The organism is Streptomyces sp. NPDC018000 (assembly GCF_044328025.1).
Lineage (GTDB): Bacteria > Actinomycetota > Actinomycetes > Streptomycetales > Streptomycetaceae > Streptomyces.
On sequence record NZ_JBIRGM010000020.1, the window covers coordinates 1 to 18,988 of the forward strand.

The following is an 18,988-nucleotide window of genomic DNA, read 5'->3' on the forward strand; positions in this document are numbered from 1 at the left end:
GGCACCCCCGCTACGACGTCGGCAAAACCGCCAAACGCACCGAGACCCTCAAGGCCATCGGCAGACCTGGATGATCGTGGTAGATAAAAAACAAGGTTAGCGAGGCGAGGGCGGGGACTCCAGGTCTTCGAGCTCGATCCCGGGGGCCGACAGGACCACGTCGCCGGCGATGTGAATGGTGTGCTGCTCGCCGGTGTCCAGGGCGCTGACCTGGTATTCGTCCACCGTCAGAGGGCCGTTGTCAGTGGCGTGCGCTTCACTGTTCACCAGGGTCCAGGACTGGTCGACAGTGCGGGGGGCGAGGACCGGGTCGGTGAAAGCGACCAGACGGACGCGGGTCGCGGAGGAATCGGGGGTGAGGCGCAGCAGGCGTGAGGTCGCAACGAGGAATGCGGGGGATGTGCCGGTGAAGGCGTGGGCGCGCACATTGCCTTCGGTGGCACGAGTACCGGTCGGGCCGGCACGGACCCAGGTGACGCCTTCGAGGGCGGCGCCGCGGACCTGCCAGCTCGCGGCGTGGAGTTCGAGGCGGATAGGGCGGCCCAGTTCGTCGAGGGTGAGGTCGACGGAGCCGAGGTGGTCGCCGGAAGGGGCGATGGTCTGGGAGACGTAGCGCCAGCCGGAGGGACCGGGGGCGCACTGGAAGTGTTCTTCGCCGAGGAGGGTGTGATCGTGAAGATCATGGAGCGAATATCGGCCGCGGGGCATGGGGTCCTTCGAGGTTTCCTCGGACTGAGCGGGTGCGGTACGAGCGCAGGCCCCCGACACGGGGGTGCGGGGGCCTGCGCTCGTAGCTGCTGCTGAGGCTTTTCCGCCTGTCAGCGGCCGGTCGTCACCGACCGGTGACGTACGCGGTCGGTGACGGGCGGGATCAGTAGCGGTAGTGGTCGGGCTTGTACGGGCCTTCGACCTCGACACCGATGTACGCGGCCTGCTCGGGGCGGAGCGTCGTCAGCTTCACGCCGAGCGCGTCGAGGTGGAGACGGGCGACCTTCTCGTCCAGGTGCTTGGGCAGCACGTAGACATCGGTCGGGTACTCCTCGGGCTTGGTGAACAGCTCGATCTGGGCCAGGGTCTGGTCCGCGAACGAGTTGGACATCACGAACGAGGGGTGGCCGGTGGCGTTGCCCAGGTTCAGCAGGCGGCCCTCGGACAGCACGATGAGGACCTTCCCGTCGGGGAACGTCCAGGTGTGGACCTGCGGCTTGACCTCGTCCTTGACGATGCCGTCGATCTGCGCCAGACCGGCCATGTCGATCTCGTTGTCGAAGTGGCCGATGTTCCCGACGATGGCCTGGTGCTTCATCTTGGCCATGTCGGCGGCCATGATGATGTCCTTGTTGCCCGTCGTGGTGACGAAGATGTCGGCCTGGTCGACGACGTCGTCGAGCGTGGCGACCTGGTAGCCGTCCATCGCCGCCTGCAGCGCGCAGATCGGGTCGATCTCGGTGATGATCACGCGGGCGCCCTGGCCGCGCAGGGACTCCGCGCAGCCCTTGCCGACATCGCCGTAGCCGCAGACAACCGCGGTCTTGCCGCCGATCAGGACGTCGGTGGCGCGGTTGATGCCGTCGATCAGGGAGTGGCGGCAGCCGTACTTGTTGTCGAACTTGGACTTGGTGACGGCGTCGTTGACGTTGATCGCCGGGAAGAGGAGGGTGCCGTCACGGTGCATCTCGTACAGCCGGTGCACACCGGTCGTGGTCTCTTCGGTGACACCGCGGATCTCGGACGCCAGCTGGGTCCACTTCTGCGGGGACTCGCCGAGGGTGCGGTTCAGCAGGGTGAGGATGTGGCCATACTCCTCGCTGTCCGCGGTCGACGGGTCCGGGGCCGCGCCGGCCTTCTCGAACTCGACGCCCTTGTGGACGAGGAGGGTGGCGTCACCACCGTCGTCGAGGATCATGTTCGGGCCGCCGGTGGGGGTGTCCGGCCAGGTCAGGGCCTGCTCCGTGCACCACCAGTACTCTTCGAGCGTCTCGCCCTTCCAGGCGAAGACCGGGACGCCGGCGGGGGCGTCCGGGGTGCCGTTCGGGCCGACGGCGATGGCCGCGGCGGCATGGTCCTGGGTGGAGAAGATGTTGCAGGAGGCCCAGCGGACCTGGGCGCCGAGGGCGACCAGGGTCTCGATCAGCACGGCTGTCTGCACGGTCATGTGCAGCGAGCCGGTGATGCGGGCGCCGGCCAGCGGCTGCGCGGCGGCGTACTCCTTGCGGATCGACATCAGGCCGGGCATCTCGTGCTCGGCGAGGGTGATCTCCTTGCGGCCGAACGCCGCGAGGGAGAGGTCGGCGACCTTGAAGTCCTGTCGATTGGCGATTGTCGTCATAACGGGCTGCTCCTCGTAATGGGTGTCGAGGTGGGCACGGCTGGCTCTGCGGCGGCGGACACACGAATGCCCGGGTGCTCGCGGCGCAGTCCGTCGGAGGCCCTCTCTCCCTCGGCCGGTCCGTACATACGGACCGATCGACCGCCATCAGCAGCGACGTCTGACACTGCCGTCGAATCTACACCGATCGGCCCAGTCGCTCCCAGCCCGCCCAGGACGGGAAGTGGCTGGGAAGGCTTACCGGGAGCAGGCGGGAGGGCTTGTCAGAGGCGGTTGGGAGCGGTTGGGAGGTGTAAGCGGGTGGGTCAGTGGCCGGAATCCGTCGAGGTGTCCGGGGTTCCGTCGGAGGCCGTGGGGGGAGCGTTGCCGGGGGCTCCGCCTGGGGTCTTGGCAGGGTCGGCGCCGGCTGCGGCGGCGGCCTCGCTGTAGATGTCCGGTTCCAGATAGATGACCCGGGCGATCGGGACGGCTGCGCGAATGCGGGTCTCGGCGGCGTCGATGGCGTTGGCCACCTCGGTGGCCGTGTTGTCGTGCTGCACCGCGATCTTGGCGGCGACCAGCAGCTCTTCCGGGCCGAGGTGGAGCGTACGCATGTGGATGAGGGCGGTGACCGTGTCGCCGTCGACGACCGCGGACTTGATCTTCTCGACCTGGTCGGTGCCGGCGGCCTCGCCGAGCAGCAGGGACTTCGTCTCGGCGGCGAGGACGATCGCGATGACGATCAGCAGGACACCGATGCAGAGGGTGCCGATTCCGTCCCAGACACCGTTGCCGGTCCCGACAGCGAGGCCGACACCTGCGAGGGCGAGGACCAAGCCGATCAGTGCGCCGAAGTCCTCCATGAGGACGACGGGGAGTTCGGGGGCCTTCGCGCGGCGGATGAACTCCTTCCAGGAGAGCGATCCGCGGGCCTCGTTGGACTCCTTGATGGCCGTACGGAAGGAGAAGCCCTCGGCGATGATCGCGAAGACCAGCACGCCGACCGGCCAGTACCAGGCCTCGATCTCGTGCGGGTGCTTGATCTTCTCGTAGCCCTCGTACACCGCGAACATGCCACCGATCGAGAACAGCACGATGGAGACGAGGAAGGCGTAGATGTAGCGCTCGCGGCCGTAGCCGAAGGGGTGCTGGGGGGTGGCCTCGCGCTGGGCCTTCTTGCCGCCGAGCAGCAGCAGGCCCTGGTTGCCCGAGTCGGCGAGCGAGTGGACGCTCTCCGCCAGCATCGACGACGAGCCACTGAACAGGAACGCCACGAATTTGGCCACTGCGATCGCTAGGTTGGCGCCGAGTGCCGCCACGATCGCCTTGGTTCCGCCTGACGCACTCATGGGTGCCTGTGTCCCTTCTTCGGTGCTGCGGCCCTGGCGCCGCGGTACGGCCGGACATTGTTGCAGCCGCTGGTGCGGACGGTACTTCAGGCCACCACTGTGGCGCGGAACAGAGTTCCCGTACCGGACACCTCGACCTTCTCGCCGGAGGGGACGAAGACCGAGGCCCCGGGTGTGAGACCGAGCGTGCCGGCCTTCGGGGCGCCCGCGGTGCAGAGCAGGATCTGCGGGGTGTTCCGGGTCAGGTCGACGACGTCGGCGCCGGGCGACAGATCGAAGCGCGAGAGCCGGAATTCCTCCACAGGCGTCTCGTACAGCTCCTCACCGGACGGGGACGCCTCGGGACGCAGGACGCCGGGATCGGTCGCCTCGAAGCGGACGATGCGCAGGAGTTCGGCTACGTCGATGTGTTTGGGTGTGAGTCCGCAGCGCAGCACATTGTCCGAGTTGGCCATGATCTCGACGCCGAGCCCGTCGAGATAGGCGTGCGGAACACCCGCACCGAGAAACAGGGCTTCGCCGGGCTGGAGTTCTACATAGTTCAGCAGCATCGCCGCGATGACACCGGGGTCGCCGGGGAAGTGGTGGGCGATCCGGGCATACGGGGCGTGGGCGCCGCCGAGGCGCTCGGCGGCGGCCGCCGCCTGGTTCACCGTTTCGGCCATCTCCGCCGGGTCGGCGCTGAGGATCGCGGTGAGGACCTCGCGCAGGGCTGCCTCTTCGGGGTGGGCGCCGAGGAGGTCGACGTACGGCTTGAGGGAGTCGACGCCGAGTGCTGCCAACGCCTCGGCCGCCTCGGTGGGCCTGCGGAAGCCGCACAGGCCGGCGAAGGGGGTGAGTGCGCAGATCAGCTCGGGCTTGTGGTTGGCGTCCTTGTACGTGCGGTGGGGTGCATCGATCGGGACGGACCGGCGTTCCTCGTCCTCGTAACCCTGCTTGGCCTGTGCGAGGTCGGGGTGGACCTGGAGGGAGAGCGGGGCGCCCGCGGCGAGCAGTTTGAGGAGGAAGGGCAGGCGGGGGCCGAACTTTTCGAGGGTGGGACGCCCCAGTTCGCGCTCGGGGTCGGCGGCGATGACGTCGGTGAGGGGCCGCTCGGCGCCGGCCTCTTGGGTGCTGGCCGTACGGGTGAGGCGGGAGGGGGCTCCGGGGTGGGCGCCCATCCACATCTCGGCCTGGGGTTCGCCGGTGGGGGCGACGCCGAGCAGCTCGGGAATGGCAGTGGTGGAGCCCCAGGCGTAAGGGCGCACGGTGTTGGACAGCCGGTCCATGAGTTCGTCCTTGTGAGGTGCGTGGATCGGGGGTGTGGTGGTGGGGGCGTTGGCTCGGGCGGTCAGGCGCGGGCTGCCGACGCGAGTGCCAGGTAGACGGCGGCGAAGTCGGTGACCGCGAGGAGTTCGGCGAGTGCTTCGAGCTCGGTGCCCTCGTCCGGTTCGAGTTCGCTGATCGCCGTGTCGTGGCCGAGGGCCAGTTCGCGGGCGGCGGGTCCGGCGCTCAGCCCGCCGGCGGGACGGTCGCGGAGCAGTACGACGCGGGCGCGCAGGGGCTCCGGCTCGTCGACCCGGTCGCGGAAGAAGTCGTCGGGGTCGGCCCCGGCCGCGAATGCGCCCGCCAGCAGTGCACCGTGAGCGGGGAGCGCCTCGGGAAGCTCGGCGGCGAGGGCCGGGCGGCCGGACAGCTCGGCCAGGACGGCGGCGAATCTGCGGCCGACCGGGCCCGCGGCGTCGCCCTCGGTCCAGATGAGGGGCAGGCTGTCGGTGAGTTCGGCAGCGAGGGTCTTGGCCGGGTTGCTGTACGTGGCGATGGCCGGACCGCAGCGTTCCGCGGTGCGGTCGAGGCGGTCGGCGACACCCTGCAGCGCCTCGGCGGGGGCGGTGACCAGGCCGACCCGGTCGAGCAGCGCGAGCAGCGGGGTGAACAGGGCCCAGAGAGTGCCGGGGCCGGCGGCCGACGTCTCGGCGTCGTACTCGCCGTGCGGGGCCGCGGCCATCGGCACGACGAGTCCGTGCGCACCATGGATGGCCTCGCGCAGTGGTGACTGGCGGGGGGCGACGGCGACGACGCTGCAGCCGCGACGGTACGCCTGTTCGGCGAGGAGGGAGAGGCCCGGCTCGGAACCGTCGGCCGTGACGATGAGCAGCAGGTCCACGGAGCCGGCCCAGCCGGGCAGCGTCCAGCGCATCGCGCCCGCGGCGGGGGCGACTCCGGTGGGGTGGATGCGGGTGACAGGCGCAAAGGCGCCTGCCAGAGCGGTGATCAGGTCGGCGACGCCGGACGCGGCGGTGCCGGAGCCCGCGACGAGTACGGCGCGGGGGCGGCCTTCCGGGTTCAGTGCGGCGATCCCGGCCTCCGCCGCGTGCCGGGCGGCGGTACGAACCCGGGCCCCGGCCTCGGCGGCACCGCGGAGCAGGCCGCGGCGGTCTGCTCGGGCCAGGGCTTCCGGGGCGTCGAGCAGCGACTCGTCGAGCATGGGGACGGTCCTCCGATCACGTGCTGATCACCGTGCGGGGTGCGGCCACGGATGCCCCTACGCGGGGCGGCGGGCCTCGTCGACGAGGAGGACAGGGATACCGTCCCGTACCGGGTAGGCCAGGCCGCAATCCGTGCCGGTGCAGACCAGCTCGGGGCTGTCGGCCGCCGACCGGTCGTCGAGCGGAGAGTGGCAGGCCGGGCAGGCGAGGATCTCCAGAAGGCCGGCTTCGAGCGGCATGGGTGAGTCCCTTCAAGCATTCGAACGAGCGGTTCGGGTTCGCGCGGATCGGGCGACGTCAGCCTACCGCCGGGGTGCGGGGGGCGCGGCCCGGGCCGGGGTGGGTGGGGTGACGGTGGGCGCCTGCAGCGGGCCTGTTCCGCTGCCCGCCCCTTCCCGGGACCGGGGCTCTGCCCCGAGCCCCGGTCCTCGAACGCCCGACGGACCGGAGGTGCCGGGCGGGCTGACCTGGCCCGGCCTCCCGGACCGGCCCTACAAGGCCCGTGACCGGAGACTCGCCCTACGAGGCCGGTGACCGGACCAGTGCCAGTACCTCGTCGCGTACCGCCGTCATCGTCTGCTCGTCGCGGGCCTCGACGTTCAGGCGCAGCAGGGGTTCCGTATTGGAGGCTCGGAGGTTGAACCACCAGTCCGGTCCCGTGACCGTCAGACCGTCCAGGTCGTCGGTAGTCACGCCGTCGCGGGGTGCGAAGGATTCACGTACCGCTGCCGTGCGGCCGGACTGGTCGGCGACGGTGGAGTTGATCTCGCCGGATCCGGTGTAGCGGTCGTACTGGGCGACCAGTTCCGACAGGGTGCCCGGCTGGCCCCCCAGAGCGGCCAGGACGTGGAGCGCGGCGAGCATGCCCGTATCGGCGTTCCAGAAATCGCGGAAGTAGTAGTGCGCGGAGTGCTCGCCACCGAAGATCGCGCCGTGCTCGGCCATCTCCGCCTTGATGAAGGAGTGGCCGACGCGGGTACGGACCGGGGTGCCGCCGTTTTCGCGGACGACCTCGGGGACCGAGAGGGACGTGATCAGGTTGTGGATGATGGTGCCGTTACCGCCGTTGCGAGCGAGTTCTCTGGCCGCGACCAGGGCGGTGATCGCGGACGGGGAGACGCCCGCGCCGCGCTCGTCGACGACGAAGCAGCGGTCGGCATCGCCGTCGAAGGCGAGGCCCAGGTCGGCGCCCTCGGCCACGACGCGGGCCTGGAGATCGACGAGGTTCTTCGGGTCGAGGGGGTTTGCCTCGTGGTTGGGGAACGTGCCGTCGAGTTCGAAGTACATCGGTACGAGGTCGACGGGAAGCTCCGCGAAGACGGTGGGGACGGTGTGGCCGCCCATGCCGTTGCCCGCGTCGACGACGACCTTCAGCGGGCGGATCGATGCGAGGTCGACCAGGGACAGCAGGTGCGCGGCGTAGTCGGGGAGCGTCTCGCGCCCGGTGACGGTGCCGGGGGTGGCGGCCGATTGCGGTGTGCCGGTCTCGGACCACTTCTCGACCAGGGCGCGGATCTCGGAGAGCCCGGTGTCCTGGCCCACGGGTGCGGCGCCCGCCCGGCAGAGCTTGATGCCGTTGTACTGCGCCGGGTTGTGCGAGGCGGTGAACATCGCGCCGGGGAGGCCGAGGCTGCCGGAGGCGAAGTACAGCTGGTCGGTCGAGCAGAGGCCGATCAGTGTGACGTCCGCGCCGCGCGCCGCAGCGCCGCGTGCGAAGGCCCCCGAGAGGCCGGGCGACGAGGGCCTCATGTCGTGGCCGATCACGATCGCGTCCGCGCCCGTCACCTCGACGAACGCTGCCCCGAACTGCTCGGCCAGCGTTTCGTCCCACTGGTCGGGCACCACTCCGCGCACGTCGTACGCCTTGACGATCTGCGACAGATCAGCAGCCACGGGCCGGTCCTCCTGAGATCTCTACGGACCGCCCAAACTACCCGGCGGCCGCTCGGGCGGACCGTGGGGCCTTGCGGCTGCGCAGCGGTGCGGTTGCCAGGCTGCGCGTACGGTGACCAGGGCGGCCGGTTGCCGCTTTGTCCTCGATGTCGGGCTGGGTTGGGTGCCGTAACGTCCGGAACAGTTGTGTCCACGACACGTTTTGATCGCTGATCCGTACGCGAAGACTTGAACGGGACATCACGAGTGGGGCGCACCGAGCGGCACGCCGCACTCAGGAGTCCGGTGAGCGCAGCACCCGCAGATGACCGCGGCGCGCGACCTCCATCGGGTCCGCGGTCTGCGGGCCCCTGCTGTCGGCTCCACGGTCGTGCGGCCGCGCCGCTTCCCGTACGGCATTGGCAAGCGCTTCGAGGTCGTCGCCACTGGGGCGCGTGGGAGCGGAGGGGTCGGAGAGCCTGACGACCTCCCAGCCGCGCGGTGCGGTCAGCCGCTCGCCGTGCTCGGCACAGAGGTCGTAGCAGTGGGGCTCGGCGTAGGTGGCGAGCGGGCCGAGGACCGCAGTCGAGTCGGCATAGACGTACGTCAGTGTCGCGACGGCAGGGCGGCCGCACGCGGTGCGCGAACAGCGACGTACAAGGCTCACGATATTGGACGGTACCGCACTCTTGAGCGGGCTGCGACGACTCTCCCTCAGGTCACTCCACCGTGTCGCCCTGTGGACTTCGACGGAACCGCCTTCCGGACAGTCCTTCTGACCTGCGGAGGAACCCACGGAGGAACCCGGAAGCGCAGTTCGTACCGGCAACGATTCCGGTCCCGACCTGGCACAAAAGCTGTCATTCAGCAGGAGATCAATGGTCAGGAGCCGGGCCTGAACGGGCTCCTGTTCGGCCGGATTGTTCCGGATTGGACATGTCGACGCCCTGTCAGGGACCAGCGATCCGCCTGCCCCGCGGAGAGTTACCCTGCGTCGGTGATGGACAGTCCCGTACCTCCCCACTCATCCGAGCCGCACCCACGCCGTCGTGACCGCCACGGCCGCGGCATGCGGGGGCCCGTCGCCCCGCCGCAGGTGCCGCTCTCGGCCAGCAGGGCGGAGAACTTCCGTGATCTCGTGCAGGACTCGGTGGAACGGCTGGAGCGGCGCTGGCCGCAGCTGGCCGATGTCGACTTCATGGTGCTCGATGTGCCGGGGACTCAGGAGGAGACCGTACCGCTGGGGCGTGCGGTCTCCGCGGAGAAGAACCGGCCCGCGCAGATCGTCATCTACCGGCGGCCTGTCGAGATCCGCACCAAGAACCGCGACGAGCGCGCCCTGCTGGTGCACGAGGTCGTGGTGGAGCAGGTCGCGGACCTGCTCGGTCTTTCGCCGGAGTCGGTCGATCCACGGTACGGGCAGGAGTAGGAGCGGCGGTACGAGCAGGCCCGGCACCCGGCCCCGCCCGTACCGCCGGCCCGCTCACTCGAACAGGAGCGACAGGTCCTGCTCGGCCGCGGGCACCTCGACCGTTCCGCCGTCGTCCGGCAGCGTCTGCACGGTGAACATCTGGATGCCGTCCTGCGGCAGGGCCAGCGTGCGTGCGGCGTGGACCGGGCCGCCCGACTCCGTCTCCACCGTCAGCGCGTAGCTGCCCTTGAGCCCGGACGGTACGGGCGGGGTGACCGCGAGCGTCGTACCGCCCTTGACCGTGTACGTCTTGACGGTCTGTTCGCCGCCCTCGCTGCCCGCGGAGGCGGCGACCTTCACGGTGGCGGTGGCGCCCGGCGCGGCGAGCGAGAGGGTCGAGCCCTTGGCCCGGTTGTCGGCCGCGGTCGCCTGTGCGCCCACCGGGCCGGTCGCCGGGATGTAGGCGACCTCCTGCCCGTCGCCCTCGCCGCGGACCACGCGCAGCGCGGCCACCACCGGGGTGTCCTTTCCGCTCCGGGCCGGGGTGAGCAGCAGGGAGCCGGCTTCGCCCTTGGTGATGTCCTTCAGGTCGACGCCCGCGGTCATCCCCGACTTGACGTGGAGCTCCTCGTTTCCGACCGGGGAGATCGCGCCGGTCTTCCCGAGCAGTTTCACGCTCAGGTCGGCGTCGTCGTCGCCGGCTGCGAAGGCCACCAGTCGGACCGAGGTGGCGTCCGCCGGGATGCCGGGGAGCACCAGGGTGCCCGTCGGGTCGGCCGAGGCTGCCAGCCAGTCGCTGCCGGTCTCTTCGTCCGCGGCCCTGACCGCCGCGCCGACGCGTCCGGTTCGGGTGCTGACGTGGACGGTCACGTCCTCGGCCACCTCGCTGGTCAGCGTGGAGAGCAGGACCGGGACGCTGGACCGGGCGGGCACCGTGATGCCCTCGCCCACATCGGACTTGAGGGTGCCGTCCGGTCCGTACAGCTCGATGTCGGCGACGGCGGCGGTGTCGTCCGGGTTGGTGAGGTGGACGTAGTCCTCACGGGACTTCGCGGTGCTGGCGGCCGGGAACCAGAAGTCCGTGTCGGGTCCGGTGCAGCTGACGCCCAGCAGGCCGCGGGCGCCGCCCGCCTCGACCGTGGTGGTCTGCTGGGTGGTCCAGCCGGGTGCCAGGCGGCCGGTGGCAGTGCCGACCAGCGCGGGTGCGTCGGCGCCGGACGCATCGGCGGTGGCCGGTTTGCCGGGCTCCTCGAGGGAGACGACCGGCTTTCCGGAATCCGCCTTCGCCTTGTCTTCCTTGCCCTTCTTGCCGCTGTTCCCGTCGTCGGCCGCCATGGACGCGGACTGCTTCAGTTCGGCCGTACCGGCCTCACCGCCGCCGCCCGCCGGGGTGAAGGACGTGTACGTCGTCTCCGCGAGATCCGAGAGACCGGGCGCCGGGCAGAGCAGGCTGGACCGTTCCACCGGCAGCCGGGTGGCGGTCTTCGCCTCCGTCGTGCCCCCGTCGCCGGGCGCGGTGACCGCGGCGAATCCGGTGACGGCGGCAAGGGCGACGGTGCCCGCGATGAGGGACAGGCTGGTGGACTTCACTCGGACTCGCCTCGCGATGTGTTACCGGTCGGCCACGGGTTCTGGCCCGGGGCGGGGTTCTCGTCGGGGTTCTGCAGGCCGTACTGGCCGTGCTGACCGACCTGTTGGCCGTAGTTGCCTTGCGGATCGTACGCAGCCTGCGGATCGTACTGGGGGTTCTGCGGGGCGTACTGGGCCTGCGGGTCGTACTGCTGTTGCTGCTGCGCGTAGCCGTACGGGTCGTAGGCGTTCTGCTGGTACGGGTCGGCGGTCGCCCGGTGCTCCTGCTGCGTGCCGTACTGGCCGTCCTGGTACTGCTCGCCCTGGTACTGCTCTCCCTGGTACTGCTGGTAGCCGGCGCCCTGATATTGCTGCGCGTCCCATTCGCCGTACTGCTGCTGCGGCACCGCCGCGTACGGACCGCTGTCGGCCTGCGGGACGAACACGTCCTGGTCGTCGGTCTGCTGCGGATGCGGTTCGGCCGTCTGCTGTGCGGGGACGTACTCGCCTGCCGCCTCCTCGGCGCTTCTGCCCCCGGCCGGCTCCGACTCGGCCTCCGCTTCCGTCTGGGCGGCCGCGCGCAGCCTGCGTGCGCGGCGTCCCTCGCCGGCGACCGGCTCCGCGGGGACCGTCGTGGCGTCCTCGGGCAGGTCGTCGTCGATCTCCCGGCGGCGGCCGGGCAGGGCGAGGACCACCAGGACCACGGCCAGCGCGGCCTGGGCCCAGATCCAGGCGGTGTGGGTGAGCGGGGTGTTGTACGTGAGGTCCAGAGTGCCGCCCTCGGCGGGGAGCTCGAAGCCCTGGGCCCATCCGTCGACGGTCTTCGGGGTCAGCGGGCGCCCGTTGAGCGTGGCCTCCCAGCCGGGGTCGGCGGCGTCGGCGATCCGCAGCACCCGGCCGGAGCCGCCTGCCGGGATCTTTGTGTGCGCCTCGACGGGGAGCGAGCCCACGGGCACCGGCTCGTCGTCGGTGCCGGACGGCATGATCATGACGCGGGCGACCTGCTGGTCGACCCGCCACAGCGCACTGCCGTCCAGCTGGCTCAGCCGGCTGAGGCCAGGGGTCGCGTCGAGGACCCGGCTCATCTCCTTCGGAGCGCCGTCCCGTACGAGTACGTAACGAATCGCGAATTCGCTGAGCTGGCTGCCCTGGTCGGCGCCGGAGCCCGCGACCAGATTGGCGACGACCTTGTCGAGGTGGCTGTTGCTGCCGCCCGCCTCGGTCAGTTCGGCATCACCGAGCCGCGCGCCGGAGCCGCGGACCAGGGTGTACGAGACGGTGTCGGGGGACGTGCCGCCCAGAACCAGGGTGCGCGGCTGGTCGCTCGTGGTGCTCTCCTCCGCGACGAACGCGGGCACCTGCACCGGGTCGCGGCGCTCCAGCGGGCCCGCGGCGCCGCCGATCATCCAGCCCGCGGCGGCCAGCACCGGGGCGAGGCCCGCGGCGAGGGCGATCAGTGCGGCGACGGGCTGGCGCCAGCCGAAGCTGAGCTCGGCGACGCGTAGCCGGGCGCCGTCCGCGCCGACCAGCGCGGCGACGATCAGCGCGATGCCGTAGACGAGGGTGGCGGGACCCGCCCAGCCCGAGCCGTTGGCGAGAGCGGCGAAGACCAGTGCCACGAGAGCGACCACCCACGCGGTGCGTACCGCGAACTGCCGCTCCCCGCGCAGCAGCGCCGCCAGCGCGGCGAACACGATGCCGAGCAGCAGCACACCACCCGCGGCCTTCGGGCCTCCGGGGCTGATGCCGAGCAGGTCGAGTGCGGAGGCCGTGCCCGTACCGGTCTCCATGCCCGCCTCCTTCAGGAAGCCGGACGGGCTGGTGAGGAGCGAGAGGGACCAGGGCGCAAGAACCAGCAGCGGTGTGCCGATCGCGGCGAGGAAGCGGAGCCCGTACGCGGCGATGTCGTCGCGGCGCAGTACGAGCACACCGATGCCGAGGACCACGGCGAGCGGCCAGACGATAGGCGTGAAGGCCATCGCGCAGGTGAGGAGCAGGGTGTACGCCCAGGTGGCGCGCCAGCTGCCGCGGGCGTCGCCGACGGCACGCATGCCGTGCGCGGAGACGGCGGCGCGGGCGATCAGCGGGAGCAGGACGGCCAGTACGGCGGTGCCGATGCGGCCGGTCGCCAGTGCGCCGGTCGTGGCGGGCAGGAAGGCGTATGCGACGCTCGCCCAGGCCCGCAGCAGCCTCGATTCGAGCAATGGCCGGGAGACGAAGTACGCGGTGAGTCCGGCGAGCGGGACCGAGCAGACCAGCAGCAGTGTGACCGCGAAGCCGGTCGAGCCGAGAAACAGCGCGGACAGGGCCGAGATGACGGCGAGGTAGGGCGGTGCGGTCTGCGTGCCGCCGGTACCGACCGCGTGCCAGCCGTCCGCGTACCTGCCCCACAGGTCGGAGACGTCGGCGGGCACGGGCAGCAGCGCGCCGCCCGCGAGTGCACCGCCGCCGAGCAGGCCGCGGCAGGCGACGAGCGAGACGAGGAGCAGGACGGCGAAGAGCACCGGGCCCGGCTTGCGTCCGATCCGCTTCAGCCGCGCGAACTGCTCGATCTCCAGGAAGTCGGCTTCGTCGCCGCCGGGACCGGACTCCACGGCGCCGTGCCGGGAGCCGGCCGAGTCGGCGTCCGAATCGCTGCCGAAGTTTCCGGCGATCTGCTCGGCGGTGGCACGGATGGTGGCGCCGGGCGGCGGGAAGAGGCCGCGCAGTTCGGCCTGGTCGACGGCGCCCTTGCCGCGGCTGCGCCGGGCCGCGAGGATCTGTCCCGGGCGCAGCAGGGCGCCGAAGAGCCCGGCAACCTCGTCGAGGGCCCGGCCGGGCACCTTGCCGACGAGATAGGCGAGGGTACGCAGCAGGGTGCCGACGACGAGCCGGAGCATCACCCAGGGCAGGGCCTTGGCGCGTGCGTTGGCCAGCATCGTGTAGACGGCGCCGGCCTTGTCGACACGGTGCGGGGAGGCGACCGAGCGGCCGGCGCAGTCGATGGGGCGGCGCTCTCGGGCGGATGCCTCGGCGTGCCTGATGACGGCATCGGGGGCGACGAGCACCCGGTGTCCGGCGGTGTGCGCGCGCCAGCACAGGTCCACGTCGTCACGCATCAGCGGGAGCCTGCGGTCGAACCCGCCGAGCTCCTCCCAGATGTCACGGCGGATCAGCATGCCCGCGGTGGAGACGGAGAGCACGGTACGGACCTGGTCGTGCTGGCCCTGGTCCTGTTCGCGCCGGTCGAGTCCGGTCCAGCGGCGACCGCTGTTGGCGATGGAGACGCCGACTTCGAGCAACTGCTTGCGGTCGTACCAGCCGCGGAGCTTGGGGCCGACGATCGCGGCGTGCGGGTCGGTGTCGACAACGCGCAGCATCGCGGCAAGTGCGTCGGGCTCGGGCGCGCAGTCGTCGTGGAGCAGCCAGAGCCACTGCACCGGTTCGCCGTGCGGCAGTTCGGGCAGGTCGTACGCGTCGTCGCGCCAGCTCCTGCTGACGGGGTCCCAGCCGTCGGGGCGCTTCAGGTACGGCAGGTCCTCGGGGGTGAGGACGCCGGCCGTGCGGGTCGCCTCGTCGACGGCGGTGCCGAAGCTCGTACGGCGCGCGAGATGCAGGACGCGTTCGGCGCCGAGCGCCTCGGTGACCAGCTGCGCGGAGTCGTCGGCGCTGCCGGTGTCGGCGGCGACGATGTTCTGTACGGGGCGTTCCTGCCCGAGCAGTCCGGCGAGCGCGTCGGGCAGCCAGCGTGCGCCGTCGTGGGAGACAAGCACGGCGGTGACGACATGCCGGGGGAACTCTGGGGCGGCGGCAGCCGCGTACGGCGCCGTCGATTGGCTGTGCACGGACATCGAGGTACGGGCCCTCCGGCCGGGTCCGGGGGATGTCCCCCGGGGGCTGCATCGGTGTACACGCGCGCTCCGTCGGGGCGTTGGCGCGTCTCGGACGGGGCCCCACACTAACGGTACGGATCACCACGGTGCCGCCGAGCGGTTGGACGAGGGTGGTGACGGGACGGTGGTGGAGCAGCGGCGGGCGCGGCGATGGCCCGTCGCCTGCGCGGGCAGGCGGCGGGCCATGGTCGGTCGCGGTTCGGTGCGCGGCGTTCTGTTGTTCCGGTGGTCCGCGGTCAGACGGCGGCCTTCTTCAGACGGCGTCGTTCACGTTCCGAAAGACCGCCCCAGATTCCGAACCGTTCGTCATTGGCAAGCGCGTACTCAAGGCATTCGGACCGGACTTCACAGGCGAGACAGACCTTCTTGGCCTCGCGGGTGGATCCGCCCTTCTCGGGGAAGAAGGACTCGGGATCGGTCTGGGCGCACAGCGCGCGCTCCTGCCAGCCGAGTTCCTCGTCCGCGTCCTCGACCAGCAGTTGCTGGAACAGCTCGGTCATGTGCGCCCCTCGTCTGTCTCTTGCGTCCCCGTGATGCAGCCGTTACTGATTGCGGCGAACGACACGAGTGAAATTACAAGTGTGTAGCTCCAGGCCAGTCAAGCGAAGATCTGCTATTGACCCCGGTATTCACTCTGCGGAACCAAGGGTATGCGGAAAGTGTGCAAATCGCCAAAAACCTGACATATGCCATCGGCCCCACCGCACCCCCTCTCTCACTGGGTGAGACGACCGGGGACCACCTTCATGTTTCGATTCGATCACCGAAGCGATCAAGATCACAGCGGAGTCACGGGGCCCCAACGGCGTTTGCGGACGCGGTTGATGCGCCACATCTCCACCATGCCGACTGCGCAAACCTCCCCCCGCCCCCAGTAACCGGATGAGGTGAAACATTACCCCCAAATCGGGCATTGAGTTGACAGCGGCAGATCGACCCGGTCTCCTTGACCGCATGCCAGCGACCGCAGCGATGTACGCCACCCACGTCCGTGGGTTCCGCACCGCTGCCCAGGCCCGCTGTTGCTGTTCCAGCTGTCACAGCTGTTGATGCCGTAAGGCACCGGCTCTGATCCAGCTCCTCTTTGCAGAGCTTCTCGCAGAACGCCTCCGTAGAGCTTCCTCTCCGCGACTCTCCGGTCTCCGAGACACCCCGCACTTGCACCCCCATGCCGAGGAACCCCCGTTTCCATGAACAGCGACAGCGACCTTCAGATCGCCGGCGACATCCTTGAGGTCCAGCACCTCCTCCAGCCGGCCCGCAAGCATCCCTCCACCGTGGCCGAGTTCGCCGGACTCGCCCGCAGCATCGGCGCCGACCGCACGCAGTGGGCGCCGCTCGTCCGGTACGACGCCACCACCCGCTGGTACCACCGGCTGCGCACCGTTCCCCGAGCTCTCGGCTCCTCTCGAGCAGGCGGGACCCCATTCGGTTACGAGGTCTGGCTGCTCAGCTGGGTACCCGGCCAGGGCAGCGGGCGCCACGACCACGGCCCGTCCTCCGGCGTACTGACCGTCCTGGACGGCCGGTTGACCGAGCGCACCGAGAGCGGGACACGGGTGCTGGACTCCGGCGCGCAGCGCGTCTTCGCGCCCGGCTATGTACACGAAGTGGTCAATGACTCCCTCGAACCGGCCGTCAGTCTGCACATCTACTACCCGGGTCTGACCGAGATGCCGATGCACCTGGCACAATGCGCCCCGGCAGCCTTGGATGCCGCACCCGCCTGACAGCCCACCCGTCACCCGCCACCACCCCAACAAGGACCAGGCTTCGCCTGACAGCCCACCCGTCGCCCACCACCGCCCCGGCAAGGACCAGGCTTCGCCTGACAGACTGTCTGCATGCGCATTGTGGTTCTGGCCGGCGGTATCGGTGGTGCTCGTTTTCTGCGTGGCCTCAAGCAGGCCACGCCCGACGCGGACATCACGGTGATCGGCAACACCGGTGACGACATCCATCTGTTCGGGCTGAAGGTCTGCCCCGACCTCGACACCGTGATGTACACCCTCGGCGGTGGCATCAACGAGGAGCAGGGCTGGGGGCGTACGGACGAAAGCTTCCAGGTCAAGGAGGAACTCGCGGCGTACGGCGTGGGGCCCGAATGGTTCGGGCTCGGCGACCGCGACTTCGCGACGCACATCGTCCGTACGCAGATGCTGGGCGCGGGCTATCCGCTGAGCGCCGTCACCGAGGCACTCTGTGCGCGCTGGCAGCCGGGCGTCCGGCTGCTGCCGATGTCCGACGACCGGGTCGAGACGCATGTCGCGGTCGACATGGACGGCGAGCGCAGGGCGATCCACTTCCAGGAGTACTGGGTCAAGCTGCGCGCCTCGGTCGACGCGCAGGCGGTCGTGCCGGTCGGCGCCGAGCAGGCCAAGCCCGCGCCGGGCGTGCTGGAGGCCATCGCCGAGGCGGATGTCATCCTCTTCCCGCCGTCCAACCCCGTCGTGTCGGTGGGGACGATCCTTGCCGTGCCCGGGATCCGGGAGGCGATCGCCGAAGCCGGGGTGCCGGTCGTCGGCCTCTCCCCCATCGTCGGGGACGCGCCCGTGCGCGGCATGGCGGACAAGGTGCTCGCCGCTGTGGGCGTCGAGTCGACGGCTTCGGCCGTGGCCGCGCACTACGGTTCCGGGCTGCTCGACGGATGGCTCGTCGACACGGTGGACGCCGGGGCGGTCGAGGAGGTGGAGGCCGCGGGCATCCGCTGCCGTTCCGTGCCGCTGATGATGACCGATGCCGAGGCGACGGCGGAGATGGCCCGGCAGGCGTTGATGCTGGCCGAGGAGGTACGGGCGTGAGCGCCGAGTCCTCCGGTTCTTCCCCGGCGCCGTCCTACCGCGTCTGGGCGCTGCCCGGGATGCCCGAGGTGCAGGCCGGGGACGACCTGGCGAAGCTGATCGCCGCCACCGAGCCGGGGCTGGTCGACGGCGACGTCCTGCTGGTCACCTCGAAGATCGTCTCCAAGGCGGAGGGCCGGATCGTCGAGGCCACCGACCGGGAGGCGGCGATCGACGCCGAGACGGTACGGGTGGTGGCGAGGCGGGGCACGCTGCGGATCGTCGAGAACCGGCAGGGTCTCGTCATGGCGGCGGCCGGGGTCGACGCCTCGAACACCCCCGCCGGAACAGTGCTGTTGCTGCCCGAGGATCCGGACGCTTCGGCACGCACCATCCGGGACGGCCTGCGGGACACCCTCGGCGTCGAGGTCGGAGTCGTCGTCACGGACACCTTCGGGCGCCCGTGGCGCAGCGGGCTGACCGATGTCGCGATCGGGGCAGCCGGGGTCCTGGTGCTGGACGATCTGCGCGGCGGTACGGATGCGTACGGCAATCCGCTGAGCGCGACCGTGGTCGCCACCGCCGATGAGCTGGCCTCGGCCGGTGATCTGGTCAAGGGCAAGGCTTCGGGGCTGCCGGTCGCAGTGGTGCGGGGGCTCGGCCATGTCGTGGACCCGACGGATTCCGCGGGCGGCGCCCGGGCGTTGGTGCGGGTCGCGGACGACGACATGTTCCGGCTCGGTACGTCGGAGGCGGTACGGGCAGCGGTGACCCTGCGGCGTACGGTGCGCGAGTTCACCGACGATCCGGTGGACCCGGGGGCGGTGCGGCGGGCCGTGGCCGCGGCGGTGACGGCGCCGGCGCCGCATCACACGACGCCGTGGCGGTTCGTCCTGCTGGAGTCCGAGGAGTCGCGGACCCGGCTGCTCGACGCGATGCGGGACGCCTGGATCGCGGATCTGCGCCAGGACGGCCGGAGCGAGGAGTCGATCGCGAAGCGGGTGCGACGGGGCGATGTGCTGCGCCGGGCGCCGTATCTGGTGGTGCCGTGCCTGGTGATGGACGGCTCCCACACGTACGGGGACGAGCGGCGGGACACCGCGGAGCGCGAGATGTTCGTGGTCGCCGCGGGTGCGGGTATCCAGAACTTCCTGGTGGCGCTGGCGGGCGAGCGGCTCGGCTCGGCGTGGGTGTCGTCGACGATGTTCTGCCGCGATGTGGTGCGTGAGGTGCTGGAGCTGCCGGGGTCGTGGGATCCGTTGGGAGCGGTCGCGGTGGGGCGGGCGGCGGTTGCTCCTGCGGCACGGGTGGGGCGGAGTGCGGAGGGGTTTGTCACGGTGCGGTGAGGTGGGGGGTGGG

At 70.8% G+C, this 18,988-nt stretch carries 15 protein-coding genes; 4 read left to right on the forward strand and 11 right to left on the reverse strand.

Annotated features, from left to right (window positions below; translation table 11 throughout):
• Positions 1 to 96: 96 nt before the first annotated feature.
• The 8 genes from ACH4EW_RS27180 to ACH4EW_RS27215 form a co-directional block, all read right to left on the reverse strand.
• A complete protein-coding gene (locus tag ACH4EW_RS27180) occupies positions 97 to 708 on the reverse strand; it encodes a hypothetical protein (protein WP_398261252.1) in 612 nt (203 codons plus the stop codon).
• Between the two features lie 163 nt (positions 709 to 871).
• Positions 872 to 2,329, reverse strand: a complete 1,458-nt coding sequence (ahcY, locus tag ACH4EW_RS27185) for an adenosylhomocysteinase (RefSeq protein ID WP_398261254.1) — start codon at positions 2,327 to 2,329, stop codon at positions 872 to 874.
• 305 nt (positions 2,330 to 2,634) lie between these two features.
• The gene (locus ACH4EW_RS27190; RefSeq protein ID WP_398261256.1) at positions 2,635 to 3,657 is read right to left on the reverse strand and encodes a cation diffusion facilitator family transporter; all 1,023 of its coding nucleotides are present in this window, start codon (positions 3,655 to 3,657) and stop codon (positions 2,635 to 2,637) included.
• A gap of 86 nt (positions 3,658 to 3,743) precedes the next feature.
• The gene (gene manA, locus ACH4EW_RS27195; RefSeq protein ID WP_398261258.1) at positions 3,744 to 4,925 is read right to left on the reverse strand and encodes a mannose-6-phosphate isomerase, class I; all 1,182 of its coding nucleotides are present in this window, start codon (positions 4,923 to 4,925) and stop codon (positions 3,744 to 3,746) included.
• A 62-nt stretch (positions 4,926 to 4,987) separates the two neighbouring features.
• Entirely contained in the window at positions 4,988 to 6,124 is a 1,137-nt protein-coding gene (locus ACH4EW_RS27200) for an SIS domain-containing protein (protein ID WP_398261260.1), read from the reverse strand.
• 57 nt (positions 6,125 to 6,181) lie between these two features.
• The gene (locus ACH4EW_RS27205) at positions 6,182 to 6,364 is read right to left on the reverse strand and encodes a Trm112 family protein (RefSeq protein ID WP_030927015.1); all 183 of its coding nucleotides are present in this window, start codon (positions 6,362 to 6,364) and stop codon (positions 6,182 to 6,184) included.
• Between the two features lie 280 nt (positions 6,365 to 6,644).
• Positions 6,645 to 8,018 (reverse strand): phosphomannomutase/phosphoglucomutase, encoded by a 1,374-nt coding sequence (locus tag ACH4EW_RS27210; RefSeq protein WP_398261263.1) that lies wholly within the window; start codon positions 8,016 to 8,018, stop codon positions 6,645 to 6,647.
• Between the two features lie 274 nt (positions 8,019 to 8,292).
• On the reverse strand, positions 8,293 to 8,664 hold the full coding sequence (locus tag ACH4EW_RS27215; protein WP_398261265.1) for a DUF3499 domain-containing protein: 372 nt from the start codon (positions 8,662 to 8,664) through the stop codon (positions 8,293 to 8,295).
• Between the two features lie 333 nt (positions 8,665 to 8,997).
• Between ACH4EW_RS27215 and ACH4EW_RS27220 the strand changes: the two genes are divergently transcribed.
• Positions 8,998 to 9,426, forward strand: coding sequence for a metallopeptidase family protein (locus tag ACH4EW_RS27220; RefSeq protein WP_398261390.1), 429 nt, complete (start codon positions 8,998 to 9,000; stop codon positions 9,424 to 9,426).
• Between the two features lie 54 nt (positions 9,427 to 9,480).
• On the opposite strand, the gene ACH4EW_RS27225 is transcribed toward ACH4EW_RS27220, so the two are convergent.
• From ACH4EW_RS27225 to ACH4EW_RS27235, 3 genes are all read right to left on the reverse strand, one after another.
• Positions 9,481 to 10,998, reverse strand: a complete 1,518-nt coding sequence (locus ACH4EW_RS27225) for a DUF5719 family protein (RefSeq protein ID WP_398261267.1) — start codon at positions 10,996 to 10,998, stop codon at positions 9,481 to 9,483.
• Positions 10,995 to 14,807 carry a glycosyltransferase gene (locus ACH4EW_RS27230; protein WP_398261269.1) on the reverse strand — a complete coding sequence of 1,271 codons (3,813 nt, stop codon included), beginning with the start codon at positions 14,805 to 14,807 and terminating at the stop codon, positions 10,995 to 10,997. Before ACH4EW_RS27230 ends, ACH4EW_RS27225 begins: the two co-directional genes overlap by 4 nt.
• Before the next feature lie 278 nt (positions 14,808 to 15,085).
• The gene (locus ACH4EW_RS27235) at positions 15,086 to 15,349 is read right to left on the reverse strand and encodes a WhiB family transcriptional regulator (protein WP_017945871.1); all 264 of its coding nucleotides are present in this window, start codon (positions 15,347 to 15,349) and stop codon (positions 15,086 to 15,088) included.
• A gap of 690 nt (positions 15,350 to 16,039) precedes the next feature.
• Between ACH4EW_RS27235 and ACH4EW_RS27240 the strand changes: the two genes are divergently transcribed.
• The 3 genes from ACH4EW_RS27240 to ACH4EW_RS27250 all read left to right on the forward strand — a co-directional run bounded on the left by ACH4EW_RS27240 (position 16,040) and on the right by ACH4EW_RS27250 (position 18,975).
• Positions 16,040 to 16,579 (forward strand): cysteine dioxygenase, encoded by a 540-nt coding sequence (locus ACH4EW_RS27240; protein WP_398261271.1) that lies wholly within the window; start codon positions 16,040 to 16,042, stop codon positions 16,577 to 16,579.
• A gap of 114 nt (positions 16,580 to 16,693) precedes the next feature.
• A complete protein-coding gene (cofD, locus tag ACH4EW_RS27245) occupies positions 16,694 to 17,650 on the forward strand; it encodes a 2-phospho-L-lactate transferase (RefSeq protein WP_398261273.1) in 957 nt (318 codons plus the stop codon).
• Positions 17,647 to 18,975 (forward strand): coenzyme F420-0:L-glutamate ligase, encoded by a 1,329-nt coding sequence (locus ACH4EW_RS27250; RefSeq protein WP_398261275.1) that lies wholly within the window; start codon positions 17,647 to 17,649, stop codon positions 18,973 to 18,975. The genes cofD and ACH4EW_RS27250 overlap by 4 nt, the downstream gene beginning before the upstream one ends.
• The last annotated feature ends 13 nt before the right edge of the window (positions 18,976 to 18,988 follow it).

Excerpts from the sequence above, each read along its gene's own strand:
- ACH4EW_RS27180 (WP_398261252.1), bottom strand. The coding sequence starts at position 708 with ATGCCCCGCGGCCGATATTCGCTCCATGATCTTCACGATCACACCCTC.
- ahcY (WP_398261254.1), bottom strand. The coding sequence starts at position 2,329 with ATGACGACAATCGCCAATCGACAGGACTTCAAGGTCGCCGACCTCTCC.
- ACH4EW_RS27190 (WP_398261256.1), bottom strand. The coding sequence starts at position 3,657 with ATGAGTGCGTCAGGCGGAACCAAGGCGATCGTGGCGGCACTCGGCGCC.
- manA (WP_398261258.1), bottom strand. The coding sequence starts at position 4,925 with ATGGACCGGCTGTCCAACACCGTGCGCCCTTACGCCTGGGGCTCCACC.
- ACH4EW_RS27200 (WP_398261260.1), bottom strand. The coding sequence starts at position 6,124 with ATGCTCGACGAGTCGCTGCTCGACGCCCCGGAAGCCCTGGCCCGAGCA.
- ACH4EW_RS27205 (WP_030927015.1), bottom strand. The coding sequence starts at position 6,364 with ATGCCGCTCGAAGCCGGCCTTCTGGAGATCCTCGCCTGCCCGGCCTGC.
- ACH4EW_RS27220 (WP_398261390.1), top strand. The coding sequence starts at position 8,998 with ATGGACAGTCCCGTACCTCCCCACTCATCCGAGCCGCACCCACGCCGT.
- ACH4EW_RS27230 (WP_398261269.1), bottom strand. The coding sequence starts at position 14,807 with ATGTCCGTGCACAGCCAATCGACGGCGCCGTACGCGGCTGCCGCCGCC.
- ACH4EW_RS27235 (WP_017945871.1), bottom strand. The coding sequence starts at position 15,349 with ATGACCGAGCTGTTCCAGCAACTGCTGGTCGAGGACGCGGACGAGGAA.
- ACH4EW_RS27240 (WP_398261271.1), top strand. The coding sequence starts at position 16,040 with ATGAACAGCGACAGCGACCTTCAGATCGCCGGCGACATCCTTGAGGTC.
- cofD (WP_398261273.1), top strand. The coding sequence starts at position 16,694 with ATGCGCATTGTGGTTCTGGCCGGCGGTATCGGTGGTGCTCGTTTTCTG.